The 20,477-nt window shown below is 74.0% G+C and carries 15 protein-coding genes and 1 riboswitch; of the genes, 7 read left to right on the top strand and 8 right to left on the bottom strand.

Annotated elements, in window-relative coordinates:
* Positions 1-42: 42 nt before the first annotated feature.
* From ACFWPT_RS23300 to ACFWPT_RS23290, 3 genes are read right to left on the bottom strand one after another with little or no spacing between them, the layout of a single operon-like run.
* The gene (locus tag ACFWPT_RS23300) at positions 43-2,283 is read right to left on the bottom strand and encodes an FtsX-like permease family protein (protein ID WP_380483926.1); all 2,241 of its coding nucleotides are present in this window, start codon (positions 2,281-2,283) and stop codon (positions 43-45) included.
* A complete protein-coding gene (locus ACFWPT_RS23295) occupies positions 2,280-2,984 on the bottom strand; it encodes an ABC transporter ATP-binding protein (RefSeq protein ID WP_380483924.1) in 705 nt (234 codons plus the stop codon). Before ACFWPT_RS23295 ends, ACFWPT_RS23300 begins: the two co-directional genes overlap by 4 nt.
* Positions 2,981-3,505: a PadR family transcriptional regulator gene (locus tag ACFWPT_RS23290; protein WP_380376580.1), complete on the bottom strand. Its 525-nt coding sequence runs from the start codon at positions 3,503-3,505 to the stop codon at positions 2,981-2,983. The genes ACFWPT_RS23295 and ACFWPT_RS23290 overlap by 4 nt, the downstream gene beginning before the upstream one ends.
* Positions 3,506-4,027: 522 nt before the next feature.
* On the opposite strand from ACFWPT_RS23290, the gene ACFWPT_RS23285 reads away from it, so the two are divergent.
* Positions 4,028-4,696 (top strand): hypothetical protein, encoded by a 669-nt coding sequence (locus ACFWPT_RS23285; protein WP_380483922.1) that lies wholly within the window; start codon positions 4,028-4,030, stop codon positions 4,694-4,696.
* 48 nt (positions 4,697-4,744) lie between these two features.
* Here ACFWPT_RS23285 and ACFWPT_RS23280 read toward each other — a convergent pair whose 3' ends face one another.
* The 3 genes from ACFWPT_RS23280 to ACFWPT_RS23270 form a co-directional block, all read right to left on the bottom strand.
* Positions 4,745-5,422, bottom strand: coding sequence for a YoaK family protein (locus ACFWPT_RS23280; protein WP_063346500.1), 678 nt, complete (start codon positions 5,420-5,422; stop codon positions 4,745-4,747).
* Positions 5,423-5,481: 59 nt separating this feature from the next.
* Positions 5,482-6,216 (bottom strand): MgtC/SapB family protein, encoded by a 735-nt coding sequence (locus ACFWPT_RS23275; RefSeq protein ID WP_063346501.1) that lies wholly within the window; start codon positions 6,214-6,216, stop codon positions 5,482-5,484.
* Between the two features lie 120 nt (positions 6,217-6,336).
* Complete coding sequence (locus tag ACFWPT_RS23270; RefSeq protein ID WP_380483920.1) at positions 6,337-7,986, bottom strand: NRAMP family divalent metal transporter; 1,650 nt, start codon at positions 7,984-7,986, stop codon at positions 6,337-6,339.
* A 358-nt stretch (positions 7,987-8,344) separates the two neighbouring features.
* Positions 8,345-8,522: riboswitch (M-box (ykoK) riboswitch) on the bottom strand.
* Positions 8,523-8,659: 137 nt separating this feature from the next.
* On the opposite strand from ACFWPT_RS23270, the gene ACFWPT_RS23265 reads away from it, so the two are divergent.
* From ACFWPT_RS23265 to ACFWPT_RS23250, 4 genes are all read left to right on the top strand, one after another.
* On the top strand, positions 8,660-9,535 hold the full coding sequence (locus ACFWPT_RS23265) for an ABC transporter ATP-binding protein (RefSeq protein ID WP_380483917.1): 876 nt from the start codon (positions 8,660-8,662) through the stop codon (positions 9,533-9,535).
* Complete coding sequence (locus ACFWPT_RS23260) at positions 9,532-12,282, top strand: FtsX-like permease family protein (RefSeq protein ID WP_380483915.1); 2,751 nt, start codon at positions 9,532-9,534, stop codon at positions 12,280-12,282. The genes ACFWPT_RS23265 and ACFWPT_RS23260 overlap by 4 nt, the downstream gene beginning before the upstream one ends.
* Positions 12,283-12,428: 146 nt before the next feature.
* Complete coding sequence (locus ACFWPT_RS23255; protein WP_063350923.1) at positions 12,429-12,797, top strand: BlaI/MecI/CopY family transcriptional regulator; 369 nt, start codon at positions 12,429-12,431, stop codon at positions 12,795-12,797.
* Positions 12,794-13,753, top strand: coding sequence for a M56 family metallopeptidase (locus ACFWPT_RS23250; protein WP_380483913.1), 960 nt, complete (start codon positions 12,794-12,796; stop codon positions 13,751-13,753). Before ACFWPT_RS23255 ends, ACFWPT_RS23250 begins: the two co-directional genes overlap by 4 nt.
* A 38-nt stretch (positions 13,754-13,791) precedes the next feature.
* Here the strand turns inward: ACFWPT_RS23250 and ACFWPT_RS23245 are convergent, their stop codons facing one another.
* Both ACFWPT_RS23245 and ACFWPT_RS23240 read right to left on the bottom strand, forming a co-directional pair.
* Entirely contained in the window at positions 13,792-14,811 is a 1,020-nt protein-coding gene (locus tag ACFWPT_RS23245; protein WP_380483911.1) for an acetamidase/formamidase family protein, read from the bottom strand.
* Positions 14,812-15,028: 217 nt separating this feature from the next.
* Positions 15,029-16,099, bottom strand: a complete 1,071-nt coding sequence (locus tag ACFWPT_RS23240; protein ID WP_063346507.1) for a C40 family peptidase — start codon at positions 16,097-16,099, stop codon at positions 15,029-15,031.
* Positions 16,100-16,401: 302 nt separating this feature from the next.
* Between ACFWPT_RS23240 and ACFWPT_RS23235 the strand changes: the two genes are divergently transcribed.
* Positions 16,402-18,270 (top strand): methylmalonyl-CoA mutase family protein, encoded by a 1,869-nt coding sequence (locus ACFWPT_RS23235; RefSeq protein WP_380483909.1) that lies wholly within the window; start codon positions 16,402-16,404, stop codon positions 18,268-18,270.
* On the top strand, positions 18,267-20,471 hold the full coding sequence (gene scpA, locus ACFWPT_RS23230) for a methylmalonyl-CoA mutase (RefSeq protein WP_380483907.1): 2,205 nt from the start codon (positions 18,267-18,269) through the stop codon (positions 20,469-20,471). The genes ACFWPT_RS23235 and scpA overlap by 4 nt, the downstream gene beginning before the upstream one ends.
* Positions 20,472-20,477 lie beyond the last annotated feature (6 nt).

Below are 20,477 nucleotides of genomic sequence, written 5' to 3'. Positions count from 1 at the left end.
CCGGGCGCCGACGGTCCAGCTCGCCCGAACGGCGACGGTCCGTCAGCCGTTGCGGGCGGCCTCGGGGCCGGTGATCCGCTTCAGCAGCGGCAGCGTCGAGGCGATGATCCCGACCGAGGCCACCACACCGAGGGCGACGAAGCCGAAGTACACCGCGCCCGGCGACACCAGGTGGTAGTCCATCTGGGAGCTGAGGAACAGGGTCGAGGCGGCGAGGGCCGCGCCGATCGAGATCACCGCCACCGACAGCAGCGGCAGCACGCTCTCCAGCGCGATCACCCGCTGGAGCAGCCGCAGCGGCGAGCCGGTGAGCCGCAGCATCGCGAACGGCCGCCTGCGGTCGGAGAGTCCGGCCACCACGCTGACCGCGAGGCTGCACCCGGCGATCGGGAGCGTGGTCAGCAGCACCACGTTCGCCAACTGCCGCCAGCCGGCGAGCCGTTGCTGGCCTTCGGTGGCCCAGTCGCCGACCGTGTGCGCGTCGTGGTCGGGCCACGCCTCGGTGAACACCGTCCGGACCTGCTCCTTCGCCGCCGTCGATCCGTCGGTCGTGGCGTAGAGCAGTTGGACCGGGAGCTTCGCGACCTCCTCCGCGGAGACCGGGACGGCGGGCCACTCGGCGTCCGGGCGCGAGGTAAGGTTGAGGAACTCGCGCGACGGGACGGCCGCCACGCTCGCCCCGGCCGCACAGTGGCCGACCACCGGGACCTCGGCGAGGTCCGCGCAGGACACCAGGCCGGGGGTGAGGAGCGGGGCGTCCGGGCGCGGGCTCACCGGGATCTTTCCGAGGCCGGCCGGGTTGGTGTGGAGCACCGCGAGACCCCGCAGGCCCGGCACGGCCCGCGCCTGCGCCAGGACCTGCTCCGGCACCGCGTCCGTCAGTTGCCTGCCGTCCCGGTAGTCGCCCTGCACCACGGACGCGCGGGACGACTGGTCGCCATCCAGCGAGCTGCGGTTGGCGTTGATCGTGCCGATGACGCAGACCGTCGACGTGGTGACGAACAGTGCCAGGATCAGGCCGCTGACCGCGCGGAATCCGGCCTTCGGGTCGTCCGCGAGCCGGCGCACCGCGATCAGCGTGGCCGGACGGCTGGTGCGGCGGGCGACCGCACGGGCGGCGACCATGGTCAGCCACGGCCCGGCGATCACCAGGCCGAGCATCACCAGCAGGAACCCGGGCAGGTAGGCCGCCGCCTGTCCGTTCCCGGTGGCCGGACGGCGGCCGAGGAAGTACACCAGCTCCGCGAGCCCGGCCAGCAGCGGGACCAGCCGCCAGGCCCGGGGCGGCCGCGGGGTGACCCGGCGGCTGACGCCCAGCGGGGAGACGGTGACCCGGCGCAGCGCGAACCGGGCCGCCACCGCCGAGGCGAGCGGCACGGCCAGGACGGTGCCCAGCACCTGGAGGCCGGTCAGGCTCAGGTCGTCGAGGTGGAAGCGGCCGCCGGTGAAGGGCACGTCGGCCACCAGCGGGCGCAGCGCCAGGTAGAGGCCGAATCCGGCGGCCGTACCGGCCACCGCGGCGACGGTGGACTCGACCGCGGCGATCACCGAGATCTGCCGCGGGGTGGCACCGACCAGCCGCATCGCGGCGAACCGCTGCTCCCGGGTGGCGGCGGACAGGCGGGTCGCGGTGCCGATGAAGATCAGCACCGGGAAGATCATCGCACCGCCCACCACCGACAGGATGAGCGTCATCGCGTCACCCCGGATGCCCCGGCTCAAGCAGTCGCCGTTCCCGCACTCGGGCCGGGTGGTGGCGATGGCGGTGACGGCGACGGCGCGGGGCGCGGCCTGGACCTCGCCGACCGTCCGGCCGACGACCACGGCCAGCGTGTCCGGAGAGGGCATCGCCGAGTCGTTCAGGGTGCCGGCCATCCGGCCCGGGAAGCGATCGCCCAGCTCGACGGCCGGGACGGTGCGCAGCAGCGCGGCCAGCGCCGGGGAGGCGTAGTACTCGCCGGGGGCCGGCACCCGGTCGAGTCCCGGCGGGACGGGCGAGGTCGGCCCGGTCGCGGCGACGTCGATCTCGCGGATCTCCGAGCCGTCGTAGTAGTCGTTGTGGGGCTGCCACCACAGCGGGTCGACCTGCGCGCTCTCGGTCCGGCTCCGGGCCCCGGAGTCGAGCCAGACCTGGCGCTGGTTGGCGCGGTCGATCGCGTTCATGCTGGCGAGCGTGGACAGCAGCAGCCCGACCCCGATCGCCACCGCCGCCGCGATCATCAGCAGCCGGGCGAGCGCCTCCCGGCCGCCGCTGACCGCCAGCCGGAGCGAGAACCGGATCACGAGGCCACCGACCCGGCCCCGGCCCCGGCCCCGGCGGAGAGCGTGCGGGCCTGGCCGTCGCGGACGATCGCCTCGCGGTCGGCGTAGGCGGCGACCCGCGGCTCGTGGGTGACCAGGATGACGGTGGTGCCCTGCTCCCGGGCCGAGCCGACCATCAGTTCCATCACCTGCTCGCCGGTCAGCGAGTCCAGCGCGCCGGTCGGCTCGTCGGCGAACAGCACCTGCGGCCGGGCCACCAGGCCCCGGGCCAGCGCCACGCGCTGCGCCTGACCACCGGACAGTTCGCCGGAGCGGCGCCGCTCCATGCCGTCCAGGCCGAGCCGGGCGAACCACGGCCGGGCCTGCGCGAGAGCGTCCGCGCGGCGCACGCCGTTCAGCAGCAGCGGCAGCGCCACGTTCTCCTCCGCCGTCAACTCCGGGACGAGCTGGCCGAACTGGAACACGAAGCCGAACTTGTCGCGGCGCAGGGCGCTGCGCCCCGCCTCGTTCAGGGTGTCCAGGCGCTGCCCGTTGAACAGCACCTCGCCCGCGTCGGGCACCAGGATGCCGGCCAGGCAGTGCAGTAACGTCGACTTTCCCGAGCCGCTCGGGCCCATGATGGCGAGCACCTCGCCGGCCTCGACGGACAGGCTCGCCCCGCGCAGGGCGGGGGTTTCACCGAAGGACAGGGCGACGTCGCGGGCCTCGATCACGGCGGTCATGAGCGCACCGCCTCGGCCAGCGCGTCCAGGCGGGCGGTGGTGAGGTCGATCCAGCGCAGGTCGGCGTCCAGGTGGAACAGGCCGTGGTCGGCGAGCAGGGCGTCCACCAGGGCGCCGGTGCGGCGCAGTTCGGTGAGTTCGCGCATCCGGCGCAGGTGGGCGGCGCGCTGGGTGTCCAGGTACTCCTCGGCGTCACGGCCCAGCATCAGGGCCAGCACCACCTTGGTGAACAGCACGCTCTGCAGGTTGGGTTCGGGCGCGACCGGATCCCGGAGCCAGGTCTCGAACTCCGTCACCCCCGCGTCGGTGATCACGTAGCGCTTGCGTTCGGGTCCGTCGCCGGGCTCCGCCTCGCCCGCGACCACCTTGCCGTCCCGGGCCAGCCGGCCGAGGGTCGCGTACACCTGTCCGTACGGGAGGGGTTTGCCGCGGCCGAAGAGGGAGTCGTAGTCGCGCTTGAGGTCGTAGCCATGGCTCGGCTCCCGCTCCAGCAGCCCCAGCAGGGTCAAAGGAACACTCATGGGGGAGACCATACCCCACGCGTATACTCCGAGTGTATAGCTGGCGAGAATACGGCCCATGCCTGCGGAAACCCCGTCAGAACCCGGGTGAGACCCGGGCGGAAGCCGGTCAGAACGCGGCCAGAGCGCGGTCGGGACCCGGGCGGAAACACCGTCACCCGGGTGCGGGCGGGCAGGAGGCAGCCCCACGCTCACCCCCTGCACCGCACCACGGCCCGGCACCCCCACGGTCAACCGGGCCAAGCCGTCCCCTGACACGAAGGATGCGGCCGGACCCCAGCCTGCCCGCCCACCCGGCCGCTGCCGAGGGCCGAACGTCCCGGGTGCGCGAAGGGGCGCCGGGAGGCCGCGCACCCGGGCGCGACCCGGAACGCGACCGGCGCGCGGCGGCGCCGTCCGCAGGTCCCGGTGGTACGAGCCCGCACGACTCTTGTGCGCGGGCGGCCACCGGGTGGAAATTGGGTGACGAAGCCTCACGACCTCACCACCGCGCCGCCCCAACCCCCCTGAGGAGCCGTCGACGTGTCCAGCACACCCCGCCCCGCCCGGCCCTCGTCGCGCCCGCCGCGAACCGGCCGCCGGCTGCGGCGGGCCTTCGGTGCCCGGCACGAACCGCTGGTCCGGCCCGTCGACCGGGCCCGCGCCCGCGCCTGGCTGCTGAGCGCCTTCGGGGCCCTGCTCGCCCTCGCCTTGGCCACCGGCAGCTCCCTGCTCGCCTACCACGCCACCGCACCCCAGGCCGACAGCGACCGCCTGCGCCTCCACAAGGTCGACGCCGTGGTGCTCACCCTCCCCGACCACGGCTCCGGCACGGGCACCGGCGCCGGAGGACGCTTCGGCGCCGGCTACAGCACCCGCGTCGACGCCGAGGCCTCCTGGACCTACCCCGACGGCCAGCCGCACACCGGCACCGTCCAGGCCCCCCGTACGGCCGTCACCGGCACCGTCGTCCCCGTCTGGGTCGACCCCGCCGGCGCCCTCTCCTCGCCCCCGACCAACCGCGCCGCCGTCGCCGTCTCCGCCGTCTGCACCGGCGCCGGCGCCCTCCTCGCCCTCCTGGCCCTGCTCACCCTCGCCCTGCGCCTTCGCCTGCACGTCCTCGACCGCCGCGCCGACGAGGCCTGGACCCAGGGCTGGGCCCGCCTCGAACCCCTCTGGAGCGGCCGCGCCGGCCACCGCCAGGACGACTGACCCCTGCGGACGAGCGGGAACCGGCGAGCAGCGGGACGCGGCACCAGGTCAGAGCGGGTGGGTCCAGTCCGGGGCGGGGTGGGCTCCGGCGGCCCGGTGGGTGAGGGCCGCGACCGCGACGAGGAGGGCCAGGGCGAGGGTCAGGGCGATGGGGACGTCGGCCTGGCGGATGAGGAGGGCGCCGACGAGGGCGCCGACGAACATCCAGACGGCGGAGGCCAGCCGGCGGGGGCCGGTGCGGTCGGCGGCGAGGGCCGTGATGGTCATGGTGAGCACCGTGGTGGTCAGGTCGGGGACCTTGAGGGAGCGGACCACCGCGTTCTGGCCGCCCATGGCGAAGGCCAGCAGTCCGATGAGGCCGTAGCGGGCCGGGTCTGAGGTGTAGCCGGCCACGGTGGCCAGGGCGATGCTCGCGGCGACGAACACCGTCTGGGCGACCACCGCCGTGGTCAGCAGCCGCCCGCGGTGGTCGGGCAGCCGTCGGGCGAGGTGGCCCCCGACCAGGGCGCCGAGTACGAACGCGGCGAGGGCGCTCAGCGAGGCGGTGGCGGAGAGTCCGGCGGCACCGGCCAGGGCGAAGCCGAGGAAGACCACGTTGCCGGTCATGTTGGCGACGAAGACGTGGCCGAGCCGGAGGTAGCTGACGGCGTCCACCAGTCCGGTGACGACGGTGAGCACCAGCAGCATCGGCACCAGCGGCCCGTGCCTGGGGTCGGGGGTGAACATCGGGACCTCCTGGTCGGCCTCGTGACGGTGCCTCCGTTCTACCTCCCCCGGGCCGCGCCCTAGGCGAGCGCCGGGCGGCTCGGGTCGTCGGGTTCGTCGTCGAGGTGCCAGTGCAGGTCGCGGACGCCGGGTTCGAGGGAGAGCCGGCTGACGACCTGTTCGAGGGCCGGGGCGACCTGCCCGGTGATGGCCACGGTGGCGCGCAGGCTGGTGGCGTCGCCGCTGTCGGTGCGGCGGGCGCGCAGGCCGGTGGGGGCGAGGCCGGAGGCGGACAGGGCCTGGAGCAGCAGGGCCCGGATGTGGGTCTCGGCCTTGCGCTCGCATTCCAGGTGGACGGTGGCGCGGACGGTGGAGTCGGGGTCGCTGCCGGACTGCGGGGCCCGGTCGAGCATCCGGCCGGCCGGGCGCAGGATCAGGTGGACGGCGAGGACGCCGAGCGTGCCGAGGACGGCGAATTCGAGCTTCCCGGCGGCGGCGAGCACCCCGACGGCAGCCGAACACCACAGCGTGGCAGCGGTGTTGAGGCCACGGACGCCGGCGCCGTCGCGCAGGATGACGCCACCGCCGAGGAAGCCGATGCCGGAGACGACGTAGGAGGCGACCCGGGTGGGGCTGGCGGCGTCGCCGACGGCCTCGCTGTACAGCACGAACAGGGTGGCGCCGGCGGCGACCAGGGCGTTGGTGCGCAGGCCGGCCATCCTGGCCCGCCACTGGCGTTCGACGCCGATGAGCGCGCCGCAGGCGACCCCGGTGGCGAGCCGGACGAGGAAGTCGGCGGTGGTCAGGGTGTGCACGACGGCACCTCCTTCACTGGGAGAGCTGGGAGAGCGGGGAGAGCTGGAAGAGCAGGGAGACGGACGGACGGGTGGCGGGCCGCTGCCCACCACCCGTCCGTCCGGGCTGCGGTCTGCGGCTCAGTGGTTGAGCGCGGTCTGGACGATCTTGATGATGACCATCACCATCGCGACCAGGAGGTAGGCGCGCAGGGCGCCCATGCCGACCTTGCGGGCGGTGGACATGACCGGCTTGCCGAGGGTCTCCAGCGGGGGCATCCGCCATTCCTCGCGGCCGGTGCGGTCGACGGGGTCCTCCTTGGTCCCCCGACGGCCGAAGGTGAAGAAGTACCCGGCGACCAGGACGCCGGCCACGCCGCAGCCGGCCATGATCCACAGGATCGCCTGCGAGCTGATGTCGGGCCAGACCACGGCGGCGGTCAGGATCAGCGACAGCATCACCAGCACGCCGACCACGGCGGAGGTGAAGGCGTTGGTCTTGGGCCCGTTGACCCACGGCCCCAGGACGGCCTTGTCGTTGCACAGCAGCAGCAGGAACACCGTCGCCGAGGGCAGCAGCACACCGGCCAGCACCTGGACGAACTGCGTCATCAGGCCCTGGGTGTAGCCGGTGGACAGCAGCGTGATCGCGGCCGCCGCGACCACCAGGCCGGCGTAGATCGCGTAGAAGCCCTTGGCGCCCTTGACGCCCCGGTGCAGCGAGTGCCTGATGCCGAACACGTCGCCGATGGCGTAGGCGGTGGAGAGGGAGACGGCGAAGGCGCCGATGATCGAGGCGTCCAGCAGCGCGATGGCGAACAGCACGCCCACCACGTGCCCGGCCTTGTCCTCAAGGCCCTTGGCGACGGCGCCCGCGTCGGAGAACTGGCCGAAGCCGTCGGTGCCGGCGAAGGCCGCGGCGGTGAAGCCCATCATCGCGGCGGCGCCGATGATGACGATGGCGATCCCGATCCACAGGTCGACCTTCTCGTACTTCATGAAACGCGGCGTGATCCGCTTGTCGATGACGTACGACTGCTGGAAGAACAGCTGCCACGGGGCGACGGTGGTGCCCACGATGGAGACGATCACCAGCATCACGGCCGCCAGCTGGCCCGAGCCGCCCGGCATGCTCGGCACCGTGAAGTCGTGTGCCATCTGCGAGGTCTTCGGGTGGACCATGAAGTAGATCGGCACCAGCAGCAGCGAACCCACGCACAGCGTGACGGCGACGCGCTCGAAGCGCTGGAACGAGCCGGTGAACGCCGAGGCGATGATCACCACCGCCGCCAGCACCACCGCGGCCACCTTCGGCAGCCCGAGGTACCCGGCCGCCAGGGTGACACCGATGAACTCGGTGACCAGCGTCAGCGCGTTCAGCAGGAACAGGTCGATGACACTGAACGCGCCCCAGAACTTGCCGAAGCGCTCCAGGATGAGCCGGGCGTGGCCGACACCGGTGACGGCGCCCAGGCGCAGCACCATCTCCTGGTTCACGTACAGCACCGGGACCAGCATCAGCAGCGTCCACAGCAGCTGCGTGCCGTAGTTCTGCCCCGCCTGCCCGTACGTCGAGAAGGCGCCCGCGTCGTTGTCGCCGACCATCACGATCAGGCCGGGGCCCACGATCGCCAGCAGGGTCTTGAGCCGCGCGGACAGGCCGTGGCGCGGCGTGGTGTCGTCGAGCCGGATGGTGCCGAGCGCACCCCTGATGTCGCCGACGTGGGCGTCGTCGAGCACGGCGGTACGGGTGGTGGTGGGGACCTTCGGGTCCAGCATCACGTTGGTCATGGCAGGGCCTCCCTGCCCCCTTCCTTGAGGGGGCGACAGGGGGCACGCAGCAGCGATCCTCCCTGCGAGCGCACGCCGCCGGACCGCACGGCGGCGCTGAGCGGCGGCGGCCGTGAGGGCATGACGGAGCGTCAGACGTCGTGCGTCGGGGCGCGGTTGAGCGCATGACGCAGCGTCAGGTGAACGAGCGCAGGGAAGGTTGTTACCGCGTGCCAGAGGTGATCGAGAGCATGCGGGGGTAGGGGCGACTATGGCCCGGACTATCGCAGTCCATGTCTCTCGCCTCCTCCCGGTCGGGGGTGCACCGTCTGTGCACCGCATCGCGACACGGCAAGGAGCGGACCGGCCCCACGGGACCGGCACACCCCAACTCGTCAGAGCTTTGGCACTCCACGGCGTGTCCAGCCCGGTCGGGCCGGAAGCCACTTGGGGTCAACCCTTAACTCGGGAAGACCTGTCCTGAACCTGGGCGTCTCTCGACGTCGTCGGGTCAGTGGCCTGTGTCCGTGAAGACGCCTCACCGAACGAGGTGCCTTGCAAACCTCGTCAAGCATAGACCCTCCCCTTCACCCGGATAGCGGCGTTTCGACCGAACTTCGACAGCTTTGTAGAAGCTTGACCAAACCCACCCCTCGACGTGCACCCCCATCCGGCATATATAGTTCACCGACATATGCAGCTCAACAGCTCACGAGGGGGAAGTGTGTCCCACAGCGATCCGACCCGATCCGCACCCGTCCTGCACCTGGCCAACGTCACCCGGGTGCACGGGCGGGGCGCCGCCGAGGTACACGCCCTGCGCGGCGTCGAACTGGCCGTCCACCCCGGCGAGTTCGTCGCCGTCATGGGCCCGTCCGGCTCCGGGAAGTCCACCCTGCTGACCCTGGCCGGCGGACTCGACACGCCCAGCGAGGGCGAGATCCTGGTCGAGGGCGTGGCCCTCGGCGGCCTCAGCCGCGGCCGGCTCGCCGACCTTCGGCGGCGCTCCATCGGGTACGTCTTCCAGGACTACAACCTGATCCCCGCCCTCACCGCCGCCGAGAACATCTCGCTCCCCCGCGAACTCGACGGAGTCTCCGGACGCACCGCCCGCCGCGAGGCGCTCGCCGCCCTGGAGGAACTCGGCATCGGGGAACTCGCCGACCGCTTCCCCGACGACATGTCCGGCGGCCAGCAGCAGCGCGTCGCCATCGCCCGCGCGCTGATCGGCGAGCGCCGGCTCGTCCTCGCCGACGAACCGACCGGCGCCCTCGACTCCGCCACCGGCGAGGCCGTGCTCGCCGTGCTGCGCGCCCGCTGCGACGCCGGGGCCGCCGCGATGATGGTCACCCACGAGGCGGCGCACGCCAGTTGGGCGGACCGGGTGGTCCACCTGAAGGACGGCGCGGTCGCCTCCGAGAGCCACGGGCGGCGCACCGGCAAGCGCCGACTGACCACCGAGCCGCTCAGTGCTCCGGCCGACGGAGCCGGGCACGCGTCCGGCGACTACGGCCACACGTCCGGCGACTTCGGCCACGCGGCCGGCGGCTTCGGCGAGGTGACCCGATGAGACTCGGCGCCTGGAAGGTCGCCCTGCGCATCGCCCGCCGCGACGCGCTGCGCGCCAAGGGCCGTAGCGCCCTGATCGTCGCCATGATCGCGCTGCCCGTCCTCGGCGTCACCGGCGCCGACGTCGTCCACCGCAGCGGGCAGCTCACCCCGGCCGAACGGGTCGAACGGGTGCTGGGCGGGGCGGACGCCCTGGTCACGTCGCTCGCCCCCGGCCGGACCGTCGAGCAGGCCCCGGTCGCCGAGGACGGCGCCTTCGCGGTCCAGCCCCGCCCCGGGCAGCCGCCCACGGCCGAGCAGCAGAAGGGCGCCGGCACCGACCCCGTCGCCCTGGTCACCGGGCTGCTGCCACCGGGCAGCGTGCTCACCTCCGCCCGGCAGGGCCCGGAGACCGGCGCGACCTCCCCCGAAGGCCTGGTCCGCGCCCTCACCACCGAGGCCGACCTCGCCGACCCGCTCTGGCACGGCCGGCTCGACCTGGTCGACGGCCACGCCCCGGGCGGCCCGCGCGAACTGGCCGCCACCCGGGCCTTCCTCGACAACTCCGGACTGGCCGTCGGCGGCACCACCACCTTTCCCGGCCTGGAGCGGACCACCTTCACCATCACCGGCGTCGTCGAGCACCCGGACGACCTCCGCCGGATCGAACTCGTCGCCCAGCCGGGCGCGTTGCTGAGCCAGCTCGCCGCCGCCACGCCTCCCGGCAGCCCGGCCGCGGCACCCCCGGAGCCCGAACGCGGCGCCTGGCTGGTCCGGCTCCCCGCCGGGGCCACCCTCGACTGGGCCAAGGCCCAGGAGTTCAACGCCCACGGCTACACCCTCACCGCCCGCGCGGTCGCGCTCGCCCCGCCGCCGCGCGCCGCCGTCCCCTACTACCGGGACGCCTACCGCTCCTTCGGCCCCTCCGCCGACGACAACACCAAGGTCGTGGTGGCCACCGTCACCGGCATGGGCCTGCTGGAGGTCGCCCTGCTCGCCGGCCCCGCCTTCGCGGTCGGCGCCCGCCGCTCCCGCCGCCAGCTCGCGCTGCTCGGCGCCGCCGGCGGCCGGCGGACGCACGTCGGCGCGGTGGTGCTCGGCGGCGCCCTCGTCCTCGGCACGGCCGGGGCCGTGGTCGGCGTGGTCCTCGGCGGCGGCCTCGTCGCCGGGCTGCGCCCGTGGATCGAACGGGCCGGCGGCGCCCGCTTCGGGCACTTCGCCCTGCCGCCACTGGACCTGCTCGCGATCGGCGGGATCGGCCTGCTCACGGCGCTCCTCGCGGCCGCACTGCCCGCCCGGCAGGCCGCCCGCAGCAGCGTCACCGCCGGACTCACCGGCCGGGACACCGTCCAGGCCCCGAACCGCTGGGTCACCGTGCTCGGTGTGCTGCTGCTCGCCGCCGGCGCCGCCCTGGCCCTGTACGGCGCGAGCGCGGTGCAACACGGCGGCGTACCCGTCGTCAGCACCTACGACACCCGCACGCTCACCGTGCTCGGCGGCTCCGTCATCGCCGAACTCGGCCTGCTCGCCTGCACCCCCGCACTCGTCGCCCTGCTCGGCCGGCTCGCCAAGCGGCTGCCGCTCGGCCCCCGACTCGCCCTGCGCGACTCCGCCCGGCACCGCTCGCGCACCGCGCCGGCCGTCGCCGCCGTGATGGCCGCCGTGGCCGGGGCCGTCGCCATCGGCGTCTACAGCACCAGCACCGACGCCGAGAACCGCCGCGACTACCGGCCGCAGGCCCCGTACGGCGCCGTGCAACTCCTCTCCACCGCCGACGGACCGCAACTCGACGGCCTGCGCGCCGAGGTGGGCAAGCAGCTGACCGACCTGGGGCCGCGCGCCGACCTCGGCGAAGCGGTGTACCAGTTCTGTGCCAACTGCTCCAGCACCGTCCAGCTCAAGGGCACCGTGAACTGGCGCACCGCGTCCGGCCCGCCGCACCTGGCCGCCGGGGACGCCGCCATGCTCCGCACCCAGTTCGGCATCCACGACCCGGCCGCCGAACAGGCCCTGGCCGCCGGGAAGATCCTGGTCTTCGACCGCGCCTTCCTCGCCGGCGACGGCCGGGCGGTGCTCCAACTGCGCGGCAGCTCCGGAGCGCCGCTCCAGCCCGGCGAGGTCCCCAAGCCCGACCTCCAGGAAATCCCGGCCGACGCCGTCCTGGTCGAGAACCCGAACGCCGCCCGCTTCGCCCAGGGCCTGATCCTGCCCTCGGCGCTGCCCAAGCTCCTGCCCGGGCTCGCCGCGAGGCCCACCGGCGCGATCTGGGTGCCCGCCACCCCGCCCGACCGCAAGGCCCAGCAGCGTGCCGAGGCCGCCGTCGTCCGGCTCGACCGGGCCGCCCAGCTGGAGGTCGAGCGCGGCTTCCAGCCCCGCGGCGACGCCCTCACCCTGGCGCTCAGCGGCTTCGCCGGGCTGGTCGTCCTCGGCGCCGCCGGCATCGCCACCGGTCTGGCCGCCGCCGACTCCCGCCAGGACCAGGCCACCCTGGCCGCCGTCGGCGCACCGCCGCGGATCCGCCGCACCATGGCGGGGCTGCAGTGCGCGATGATCGCCCTGCTCGGGGCGCTGCTCGGGGCGGTCAACGGCTTCGTCCCCGCGGTGGGCCTGCTGAAGTCCCGGGCGAGCGGGTTCGGCGGCCACCCGGCCCTGATCACCGCCCCCTGGGGCCAGCTGCTGCTGGTCGTCCTGGTGCTCCCGGTGCTGGCGGGGCTGCTCGCCGCCCTGCTGACCCGCTCCCGCATCCCGATGGGGCGGCGGCTGTCCTGACCCCTGGCGCACGCCGAAGCCCGCCCTCCGAAATGGGGGGCGGGCTTCGGCGTGCGCGGGCGACCCACGCGCGAGAGGGCCGTACCATGGGCGGGTTCTAGCGGGCGAAGGGCGCCGGCGGGTCGGCGAGGGAGAGAACGGCGGTGCTGCGCGGGTTCGGCGACCTGGAGGCCGAGATCATGGACCGGCTGTGGTCCTGGGGTCGGCCCGCCACCGTACGCGAGGTGGTGGACGACCTCCAGCGTCAGCGGCCGGTCGCGTACACCACCGTCACCACGGTGGCCGACATCCTGCACACCAAGGGCTGGCTGCGCCGGGACAAGGTGGGCCGGGCCTGGGCGTACGAGCCGACCTGCACCCGGGAGGCGTACACCGCGCAGCTGATGCGCCAGGCGCTGGAGACCACGCCGGACCGGGCGGGTGCGCTGCTGCACTTCGTCGACGGGATGAGCAGCGACGAGGCGTCCGCGCTGCTGGCGGCGCTGGAACAGGTGAAGGCCCGGGACGCCGAGTGACCCTCGCGCTGCTCGGCCTCCACCTGACCGTGACCGGGGTCCTGCTGCCGCGCCGGCTGGCCGGCTCGGCCCGGTTGCAGGCGCGCCCGGCGGCGGGCGCCGCGCTCTGGCTGGCCCTGATGGCCTCCTTCCTGGTCGCTCTGCTGCTGGCGGCGCACCACGCGGTGGAGCCGTTCGCCCACGAGCCGGCCGGGCTGGTCGGGCTGTTCCCGCACCCGGAGCCGGTCGGGCCCGTCGCCCCGCACACCCACGACTGGTGGCTGCTGGCCGCCGCCGGGGCCGCGATCGCCACGGTGGTGACGGCCGTCGGCGTCCGGGCCGGGCGGGCGCGCCGGCGGCACCGGGCAATGCTGGACGTGGTCGCCGTCCGGGACGGGCGCTGGGGCGCCCTGATCCTGGAGCACGCCCACCCGACCGTCTACTGCCTGCCCGGCCGCAGCTCCCGGGTGGTCCTGTCGCGCGGGGCGCTGCGGCTGCTGGACGAACGGCAGTTGGCCGCGGCGGTGGCGCACGAGCACGGACACATCCGCGGCCGCCACCACCTGTTCCGGCTCCCGGCGGACACCTTCGCCCTGCTGTTCGGCCCGCTGCCGCTGGCCCGACACGGGCGGGCGGAGGTGGGGCTGCTGCTGGAGATGGCGGCCGACGACGCCGCGCTGGCGCGGGTGTCGCGCAGCGAACTCGCCTCCGCGCTCTGCGCCCTGGCGACGTCCGGGGCCCCGACGGGCGCCGCGCCCGGCATCGTGCCGGGCGGGGCGCACGGCACCCCGCCGGGCGGGTCGCTGGGCCCCGCGTCGGGCGGGGCGCTGGCGGCGGCCGCCAGCGGGGTGCTGGCCCGGGTCCGCCGACTGGCCCGCCCGGGGCACGGTCGGCGCGGGCGCCAACTGGCCTTCTGGATGGTGGTGCTGGCGCTCCCGCTGCTGCCGTACCTGCTGGCCTGCGCGCCGCACCCGTAGGGCGTCCGCCGCCCCCCGGTCACGATCCCGGACCGACCCTACCGGTGCCGCAGGTACGCCTCGGCGGTCTCGCGCAGGCGGTCGTGCAGGCCGTCGTAGGCGCGGACCCGCCCGAGCAGGCTCTTCGGCAGCTTGGCGACCATCGTGTAGTTGGTGTCGCAGACGTTGGCGGCCGGCGCCAGCCCGGCCTGGCTGACCAGTTGGTAGGCGTCGAGCTGGTCCAGGCCGAGCAGGTGCCCGGTCCAGCCGACCAGGTCGTGCTGGCTGATCCGGAACGCGTCCTCCAGGGGGCGGGCGGAGCCGGTGCTGATCAGGAAGCGGTCGTCCTCCAGCCGGGGCCAGGCCGGTCCGCCGCCCTTGACCAGGTCGACGATCACGGTGGTGCGCATGGCCGCCTCCACCGCCGTCCCGCACACCTCCCCCTCCCCCTGGCGCGCGTGGCCGTCGCCGATGGCGAGCAGCCCGCCCGGGACGTTGACCCCGAAGTAGGCGGTGGTGCCGGCCCGCATCTCGGGGGTGTCCAGGTTGCCGCCGTGCGCGCCCGGCGTGATCGAGGCCAGCACCTCGCCGGCCGCCGGGGCGACCCCGACGGTGCCGTGCATCGGGTCGAGCGGGAGGTCCACCGTGAAGTCGCTGTTGCGGGCCCGGAATCGGCAGACGCCCGCCTTGAGGTCCAGGTCGTAGACCCAGACCCGCTCCTCCAGCGGCGGGTGCAGCATCGCCGTGCTGTGGGTCGCGGTCAGCGCGCCGAAGTGCGGGAAGGTGCTGGAGACGCCGCAGTCGCGGGCCGGGGTGATCTCCACGAAGTGCACCGCGAGGACGTCGCCGGGCTCCGCGCCCGCCACCGCGATCGGCCCGGTGACCGGGTTGAGGTAGGGGAAGACGCACACCTGGCTGGGCAGGTCGCCGGTGCCGCGCACCTTGCCGCCGAAGCAGTCCTCGGTGGTCAGTTCGACGATGGTGCCGGGCTGCACGGTGACGAGCGGTGCGCGCCCGCCGAAGGTGTAGGCGTAGTCGGCCGGGGCGGGGGCCAGCTGGACGGTCTCGGGCAGGCTCACGGGTTCTCCTCGCGGGTGGTGGGCGCGGGCGTGTCAACCATGGTGCTCTCTCTCCGTGACGACCCTGGGGGTGTGGGGAGACTGCGGAGGCAAGTATGTCCAGATGGCGGCCCCGGAGAACGCGAAGGCCCGCCCCCGCCGAGGCGGGAGCGGGCTGCCGGGCTGCCGGGCTGCCGGGCTGCCGGGCACAGCACACAGCTGCAGCCACGGCCTACGGCTACGGGCGGACGGCGCCCACGTACGGCATGGCGCTGATCGGGAGGACCTCGACGTTCTTGCCGGTGCGCGGGGCGTGGATCATCTTGCCGTCGCCGATGTAGATGCCCACGTGGTGGATGTCGGGGTAGAAGAAGACCAGGTCGCCGGGCTGGAGGTCGGCGCGCTGGACGCGGGAGCCGGTGTTCCACTGGTCCTGGGACATCCGGGGCAGCTTGACGTTGCCCGCGCGGTAGGCGCCGCCGGTGAGGCCGGAGCAGTCGAAGCTGTTGGGGCCGGTCGCGCCCCAGCCGTAGGGCTTGCCGAGCTGGGCGTAGGCGAACTGGAGGACGGCGGCGGCGCGACCGCTGGCGGGCGGCGCCGGGGTGTTCATGTTCGGGCGCTCCGAGGAGCGGGAGGCCCGGTCGGCGGCGGCCGCCGCCTGGGCCTCGGCCTTGGCCTTCTCGGCGTTCTGCTGGGCGTTGATCTTGGCGCGGTCCTCGGCGCTCAGCTTGTTGAGCATGCCCTGCGCCTGGGCGAGCTTGACCTGGATCTGCTTCTTCTTCTCCCCCAGCTCGGTGCCGACGGAGTCGAGCTGAGCCAGGGTGGCGGTGGCCTCGGCGCGGTCCTGGTCGAGCTTGCGCTGCTCGTTCTGGGCCTGCTTGAGCAGGGATATCTGGGAGTCGGCGAGGTGGTTCTGGACCGAGGCGCGCTCCAGGTAGGCGGCCGGGTCGGAGTCGAGCATCAGCTGGAAGGACGGGTCGATGCCGTTGGTGCGGTACTGGTCGGCGGCCACCGCGCCGAGCTGGGAGCGCAGCTCGTTCATCGCCTCCTGCCCGCGGGCGACCTTCTCCTGGATCTTGCTGGCGTCGCCCTGGAGCTTCTGCTGCTTCTCCTGGAAGCCGTTGAACTGCTCGACGGCCTGCTCGGCCTCCTCGTTGAGCTTGTCCACCTGCTCCTTGACGGAGGCCAGGTTGGGGGCGGGCTCGGCGTGGGCGGTGCCGGAGGCGAGGACGGCGCCGCCGGCCATGGCCGTGGTGAGGACCGCCATGCGGGCCCGGCTCGGGGGGCTGGGCTTGCGACGCTTTCCCATGGCGGGGGGCTCTCCTTCGGGGGACGGCAGGGGACGGCGAAGGCGGGCGAGGACCTACGGGGGTTCGGTCCCCGCCCACCTTCTTCGAAGTAACTTAATAGATGAGTGGAGGGGTTCCGCAATCCCCCTGTTCCGGGCCGTTCCGGGCGATCGATCGTGGCCCCCGGCACCGGCGTTGACCTCGGGTGCCACCGTCCGCGGCACTCCTCGCCGCCCGGAGTGCTGAGAACGTGCCAAATCGAGGGAAAGGTCACACGGGCCGCCCCTCCTGCGGGCCTGCGAACGAGCGCTAACCTGCGGTCATGAACGTCCTGCCCGAAGGGCTCCCCCTCGCCGCCGAATTCCCGGCCGCACACCGCGAGCAGTGGCAGCAGCTCGTCGAGGGCGTGCTGCGCAAGTCCGGCGCGCAGCCCGCGGACGGCGCCGCCGCCGAGCGGGCGCTCACCACCGAACTCCCGGACGGGCTGCGCGCCCGCCCGCTGTACACCGCCGAGGACGCCCCGGCCGAAGCCGGCTACCCCGGCTTCCCCCCGTTCGTCCGCGGCGGCCGGCCACAGGGCGCGGCCGTCGCCGGCTGGGACGTCCGCCAGCGGCACGCCGACCCGGACCGCCGGCGCACCAACGAGGCGGTCCTGGCCGACCTGGAGAACGGCGTCGGCTCGCTCTGGCTGGAGCTCGGCGGCGCGGGCCTGCCCGTCACGGCCCTGCCCGAGACGCTGGCCGGCGTGTACCTCGACCTGGCCGCCGTGGCACTCGACGCCGGACCCGAATTCACCGCCGCCGCCGAGCAGTTGTTCGCCCTGTACGAGGAGCGCGAGGTCTCCCCCGGCGCCGCCGCCGGCAACCTCGGCGCCGACCCGCTGGGACTCCAGGCCCGCACCGGCGAGACCGGACGCACCACCGCGCTGCTCGCCGAGGCCACCGCACTGGCCGCCCGCTGCGCCGCCGAGTACCCCGGCGTCCGGGCGCTGACCGTGGACGCCCTGCCCTACCACGAGGCCGGCGCCTCGCCCGCCCAGGAACTGGGCTGCTCGCTCGCCACCGGCGTCGCCTACCTGCGGGCGCTCACCGCCGCCGGGCTGTCCGTGGACGCCGCGCTCGGCCAGCTGGAATTCCGCTACGCGGCCGACGCCGACCAGTTCCTCACCATCGCCAAGTTCCGTGCCGCGCGCCGCCTCTGGTCCCGCATCGCCGAGGTGTCGGGGGCCTCTGCGGCGGCCTCGGCGCAGCGCCAGCACGCCGTCACCTCCCGGGTGATGATGACCGCCCGCGACCCGTGGGTGAACATGCTGCGCACCACCGTCGCCTGCCTCGCCGCCGGCGTGGGCGGCGCCGACGCCGTCACCGTGCTGCCCTTCGACAGCGCCCTCGGCCTGCCGGACGCCTTCGCCCGCCGGATCGCCCGCAACACCCAGTCGATCCTGCTGGAGGAGTCCCACCTCGCCCGGGTGATCGACCCGGCCGGCGGCTCCTGGTACGTCGAGCAGCTGGGCGAGGAGCTGGCGGCGGCCGCCTGGGCCTGGTTCCAGGAGATCGAGCGGGCCGGCGGCCAGCAGACGGCGCTCACCGACGGGACGGTCCGCGAGCGGATCGCCGCGACCTGGGCGGAGCGCTCCGTCAAGCTCGCCAAGCGGCGCGAACCCGTCACCGGTGTCAGCGAGTTCCCGCACCTGGACGAGCAGCCGCTGGTCCGCGAACCGGCCCCGGCCGCACCGGGCGGCGGGCTGCCGCAGGTGCGCCGCGCCGAGGCGTACGAGGCGCTGCGCGACCGCTCGGACGCGCAGCTCGCGGCCACCGGCGAGCGGCCGAAGCTGTTCCTGGCCTCGATCGGCACCGCCTCCGCGCACACCGCGCGCACCACCTTCGCCGCCAACCTGTTCCAGGCCGGCGGCATCGCGACGACCTCGCTGGAGTCCGTCGACCCGGCCGCCTTCGCCGAGGCCTTCACCGCCTCCGGCGCCACCGCCGCCTGCCTGTGCTCCAGCGACGCGCAGTACGGCGAGCACGCCGAGGCCGTCGCCGGCGCGCTGAAGGCGGCCGGAGCCCGACGGGTGCTGCTGGCCGGTCGACTCGGCGAAGTCCCGGCAGGAGTAGACGAGTTCATCCACGCGGGCGGGGACGCCATCGCCGTCCTCACCTCCCTGCTCGACCAGATCGGAGTGGCACGATGATCCCCGACTTCACCGGAATCGGGCTGAACGGGGATCCCTCCGGGGACGTCACCGACGGCCAGTGGCGGGCCGCCTGGCGGCAGTCCACCGGCAAGGACGTCGACGAGCTGGTCTGGGACACCCCCGAGGGCATCGGCGTCAAGCCGCTGTACACCACGGCGGACCTGGCCGGCCTGGACTTCCTGGAGACCTACCCGGGCATCGCCCCGTACCTGCGCGGACCGTACCCGACCATGTACGTCAACCAGCCGTGGACCGTCCGCCAGTACGCGGGCTTCTCCACCGCCGAGGAGTCCAACGCCTTCTACCGCCGCAACCTGACAGCCGGCCAGAAGGGCCTCTCGGTCGCCTTCGACCTGCCGACCCACCGCGGCTACGACAGCGACCACCCGCGCGTCACCGGCGACGTCGGCATGGCGGGCGTGGCGATCGACTCGATCTACGACATGCGCCAACTCTTCGACGGCATCCCGCTGGACAAGATGTCGGTGTCGATGACCATGAACGGCGCCGTCCTGCCCGTCCTGGCCCTGTACATCGTGGCCGCCGAGGAACAGGGGGTGGCGCCCGAGAAGCTGGCGGGGACCATCCAGAACGACATCCTCAAGGAGTTCATGGTCCGCAACACCTACATCTACCCGCCGCAGCCGTCGATGCGGATCATCTCGGACATCTTCGCGTACACCTCGCAGAAGATGCCCCGGTACAACTCCATCTCCATCTCCGGCTACCACATCCAGGAGGCCGGGGCCACCGCCGACCTGGAGCTGGCCTACACCCTGGCCGACGGGGTGGAGTACCTGCGCGCGGGCCTGGACGTGGGGCTGGACGTCGACGCCTTCGCGCCGCGGCTGTCGTTCTTCTGGGCGATCGGCATGAACTTCTTCATGGAGGTCGCCAAGCTGCGCGCGGCCCGGCTGCTGTGGGCCAAGCTGGTCAAGCAGTTCGACCCGAAGAACGCCAAGTCGCTGTCGCTGCGCACCCATTCGCAGACCTCCGGCTGGTCGCTCACCGCCCAGGACGTGTTCAACAACGTGACCCGTACCTGCGTGGAGGCGATGGCCGCCACCCAGGGCCACACCCAGTCGCTGCACACCAACGCGCTCGACGAGGCGCTGGCCCTGCCCACCGACTTCTCCGCCCGGATCGCCCGCAACACCCAGCTGCTGCTCCAGCAGGAGTCCGGCACCTGCCGGGTCATCGACCCGTGGGGCGGCTCCGCCTACGTCGAGAAGCTCACCCACGACCTGGCGCGCCGCGCCTGGCAGCACATCCAGGAGGTCGAGGCGGCCGGCGGCATGGCCAAGGCCATCGACGCGGGCATCCCGAAGATGCGCGTCGAGGAGGCCGCCGCCCGTACCCAGGCCCGGATCGACTCCGGCCGCCAGCCGGTCATCGGCGTCAACAAGTACCGGGTGGACAGCGACGAGCAGATCGACGTGCTCAAGGTCGACAACTCCTCGGTGCGCGCCCGCCAGCTCGAAAAGCTGCGCCGGCTCCGGGAGGAGCGCGACGAGGCGGCCTGCCAGGACGCGCTGAACGCGCTCACCCGGGCCGCCGAGGCCGGCCCGCAGCGCGGCGGCTCGCTCGACGGCAACCTGCTGCACCTGGCCGTCGACGCGGCCCGGGCGAAGGCCACCGTCGGCGAGATCTCGGACGCCCTGGAGAAGGTGTACGGCCGGCACAGCGGCCAGATCCGTACCATCTCCGGCGTGTACCGAGACGAAGCGGGCCCCTCGGCCTCCCTCCAGCGCACCCGCGACCTGGTCGAGCGGTTCGAGCGGGCCGAAGGCCGGCGCCCGCGCATCCTGGTCGCCAAGATGGGCCAGGACGGCCACGACCGCGGCCAGAAGGTGATCGCCACCGCCTTCGCCGACCTCGGCTTCACCGTGGACGTCGGCCCGCTCTTCCAGACCCCCGACGAGGTCGCCCGCCAGGCCGTCGAGGCGGACGTGCACATCGTCGGCGTCTCCTCGCTCGCCGCCGGGCACCTCACCCTGGTCCCCGCGCTGCGCACCGCACTCGCCGAGGCCGGCCGGGAGGACATCACCATCGTGGTCGGCGGGGTGATCCCCCCGCAGGACTTCGACGCGCTGTACGAGGCGGGAGCGGCGGCGGTCTTCCCGCCGGGCACCGTCATCCCGGACGCCGCCTACGACCTGCTCACCTCACTGGCGGCCGACCTCGGCCACGAGCTGTGAGATTTT

The sequence above is a fragment of the Kitasatospora sp. NPDC058478 genome, from assembly GCF_042720345.1.
Taxonomy (GTDB): Bacteria; Actinomycetota; Actinomycetes; order Streptomycetales; family Streptomycetaceae; genus Kitasatospora.
The sequence above is the reverse complement of the archived record's forward strand: the minus strand, read 5'-3'. Positions and strand labels throughout refer to the sequence as shown.